The sequence below is a fragment of the Citrobacter freundii complex sp. 2025EL-00176 genome (genome assembly GCF_053309355.1).
Genome location: NZ_JBRYHT010000029.1, coordinates 1 through 3,665 on the forward strand (window position 1 = coordinate 1; position 3,665 = coordinate 3,665).

Genomic DNA, 3,665 nt, shown 5'->3' on the forward strand with positions numbered 1-3,665 from the left:
GGGGTCGGTTCCGGCTGAGGGCGAAATGACACCCTAAGCTTTCGGTTCCTTGGGCCAAAGATATTCGCCAGTCAGTAGAATGTGCGCCCAGCCCAATGGGGATATGTGGGGAAGAAATTCAGGGGGAACATCCAACCCTTCGTTCCGCCGCTCCGTGACGGCATGACCAAGATGGACGGTATTCCAGTAAATGATCACCGCAGTCAATAAATTGAGCCCAGCGATTCGGTAGTGCTGCCCCTCTGTCGTGCGATCGCGAATTTCCCCCTGCCTCCCGATACGGAGCGCATTTTTGAGCGCATGGTGGGCCTCTCCCTTGTTAAGACCGATCTGAGCACGCCGCTGCATGTCCGTATCCAGGATCCACTCAATAATGAAAAGGGTCCGTTCAATACGACCAACTTCACGAAGCGCAACTGCAAGGTTGTTTTGTCGTGGGTAAGAAGCGAGCTTGCGCAGGAGTTGGCTGGGCCTGATTTTGCCAGCGGTCATCGTCGCGGCACAACGGAAAATATCAGGCCAGTTCGCAACGATAAGATCCTCCCGGGCTTTTCCACCTACCAACTTGCGTAACTCCCTGGGGGTCGTATCGGGATTAAATACGTACAACCGCTTCGATGGCAGATCCCTGATTCGCAGAACGAGATTGTAGCCGAGCAGGCTACTGGCTCCGAACAAATGGTCGGTGAATCCTGCTGTATCGGCATACTGTTCGCGAACATGGCGACCGACCTCGTTCATCAGTAGTCCATCGAGAATATACGGTGCCTCGCTCACGGTCGCCGGGATCGACTGACAAGCGAATGGCGCGAACTGGTCGCTTACGTGAGTATACGCTTTGAGGCCGGGAACAGAACCATATTTGGCATTGACCATGTTCATGGCTTCGCCATGCCGCGCTGTCGGGAAAAACTGACCATCGCTCGATGCTGACGTGCCCATCCCCCAGACGCGTGACATCGGCAGTTTACCCTGCGCGGCCACCACAATTGCCAATGCCTGGTTCATGGCTTCGCTTTCAACATGCCAGCGGGCAAGGCGTGAGAGCTGCCAGTAATCATGCGTGTTTGTAGCTTCCGCCATCTTACGCAGGCCCAGATTGAGCCCTTCAGCGAGCAGGACGTTGAGCAGACCGATCCGGTCGCGACATGGAGCCCCGGTTCTCAGATGGGTAAACGCATCTGTGAAACCAAGGGCTGCATCAACTTCAAGCAGCATGTCGGTAATCCGAACGGACGGCATTCGGCGATACAGATCCAGTATGAGTGCCTCGGCACCATCCGGCACGTCTGCTGTCAACCTGTCGATCCGCAACGTTCCATCTTCTATGCTACCGTGCGGAATAGTGCCGTTACGGGCAGCCCGGGCCAGCCGCTTAAGAGCGATCGTGAGTCGCGCCTTTCTGTCTGCCAGCCAATCCTGTGGGTTGGAAGGCACGGCCAGTTTTGCATTTTCCTGCGCCGCGATCATCGGCACCAGTACCTGCTTGAGGTCACCATAGCGGCGCGAATGAGCGAGCCAGACATCTCCGGAACGAAAAGCATCCCGGAGGTGAAAGAGTACCGCCACTTCCCAAAGACGGGTATCTCCTTTTTCCTGAGCTCGTAAATGACGGTTCCATTTGGAGCTGGGCCGCAGGAAACGCCTTTCTGGCGATGCAACACCTTTCATCTCTCCGATCGACAAAGCTGCTGCTACCAATGGTCCGGCGACCGGCGCGGCTTCGAGCTTCAGACAGCGCAACATGCGGGGCGCATAACGACGAAAGCGATGGTATCCCTGCCCGACATATGCAAGAGGCTCATCGGCTAGCGTGTTGCTGAGTTGAGTCCCTGTCGCTACCAGTTGAGCGAGCCGGTCCCATGCAACCGAACTGGCGACAGCCATCTCCAGCGGGGTTCCGTCACTGCGGGCCTCAAGCAACGAAGCTCCCAGCGCGGTGAAGGTACGGATCGTATCCGTGAGTGTGGCTTTAGAGCCGGAAATTGTTTCGTCATGCTGGCGCTTCGCTTCCCGCCAGGTTTTTCCTACGATCCTGTCATGGGTTTCGACTATGGCATCAGCAATCGCCGCTTCCCACTCCACAACACAGACGGCAAGGATCGCCCAGCGGCGGTCCGAAGTGATGTCACGCAAACCGTCGGTGAAGTAGCGTTCACCCTGCCGACGCAGCCGGGCAATGCGATGGGCAGGTATGCTGGCCAAAGCACTATGATTGATATTCAGGGTACGCAGAAATTCGAGCCTGTCGAGCAAACGGTTAGCAGCAGCCGAGTTGTTACCAACCTCGAAGTTGCGAAGCCAGATGAAACGACTGATATTGCCGGCGAGCATTTCACTCAGAAGTTTGTCCAGGTGATCGCGAACATCCGCTGTTAAATTTTCCGCAATCCGCGTTTCAATCCGCCGCTCAGCGGCGACCAGAGCATCCGCGCACAAGCGCTCGATTGTCGATACTGCGGGCAGAATGGTGGAAGTTTCCCGACACCGCACAATAAAACGATGAGCAAGATCCTCGTTTGATCTGGCATCTTCGGCCTGGCCGAAAGTCCACTCCCGCAGATCACGGGCACCACGGCCCGTGAAGGTCTTGTAGCCGTAAATTTCGCGCAGCGTGTCCATGTGCTGCTGACGGGTTTGGCGCCGTGTGGCATAAGTGAGAAGCGCATCAGCCGGAACTCCAAGCTGAGCACCGACGAAGGAAAGGACTTCACGCGGGATCATCTCACCAGGAGCCAGTGCACGGCCCGGATATCGTAAGGCACAAAGTTGCAGGGCAAAGCCAATCCTGTTTTCCGGTCTGCGGCGCTGCCTAATGTTTTCCAGGTCATCATCGCCCAGCGTGTAGAACTTCAGTAGCGACAGTTCGTCCGTGGGCAGATCGAACAGCGCTGCTCGCTGCCGTTCGGTGAAAATATGGCGTCGTGACATACAAATTCGTCCCTTTTGAAGTATAGTCTGTTTTGGACAACAGCCAGCCCATATAAATCAGGGCGTTCCGATACAAAAATCCAGGAGGGTTCAATTGGGACATCGTGCCGCCATTTACTGCCGGGTTTCAACAGCGGATCAGTCTTGTGAACGCCAGGAATTTGATCTGCGAGCCTTCGCCGGCCGTGCCGGCTACGACGTGGTGGGAATATTTAAGGAAACAGGTTCAGGAACTAAACTCGACCGGGCCGAGCGAAAGAAAGTCCTGGCGCTTGCCCAGTCCAGACAAATTGATGCAATCCTGGTCACTGAGCTTTCCCGGTGGGGGCGCTCGACGCTCGATCTGCTCAATACGCTACGTGAACTGGAGAACTGGAAGGTTTCCGTGATAGCCATGAATGGAATGGCGTTCGATCTTTCGTCGCCGTATGGACGAATGCTGGCGACGTTTCTTTCCGGCATTGCGGAGTTTGAGCGGGATCTCATCAGCGAGCGGGTCAAGTCAGGCCTTGCTGTTGCGAAGGCACGTGGTAAGAGGCTTGGTCGTCAGGCCGGAGTGCGACCAAAATCAGACCGACTTTTGCCTAAGGTGGTTGCGATGAGGGCCGAGGGACGCAGCTATCGCTGGATCGCACGCGAGCTCGGTATCAGCAAGAATACCGTCGCTGACATCGTGCAACGACACAGAGCTAACGCTTAGGGTGTCATTTCGCCCTCAGCCGGAACCGACCCCA

2 protein-coding genes are annotated in these 3,665 nt (G+C 56.1%); one reads left to right on the forward strand and one right to left on the reverse strand.

Annotated features, from left to right (window positions below; translation table 11 throughout):
- Positions 1 to 33: 33 nt before the first annotated feature.
- Positions 34 to 2,931, reverse strand: coding sequence for a Tn3-like element Tn5403 family transposase (locus ACVXHP_RS24125; RefSeq protein WP_001553819.1), 2,898 nt, complete (start codon positions 2,929 to 2,931; stop codon positions 34 to 36).
- Between the two features lie 94 nt (positions 2,932 to 3,025).
- On the opposite strand from ACVXHP_RS24125, the gene ACVXHP_RS24130 reads away from it, so the two are divergent.
- On the forward strand, positions 3,026 to 3,631 hold the full coding sequence (locus tag ACVXHP_RS24130; RefSeq protein WP_000509966.1) for a recombinase family protein: 606 nt from the start codon (positions 3,026 to 3,028) through the stop codon (positions 3,629 to 3,631).
- Positions 3,632 to 3,665 lie beyond the last annotated feature (34 nt).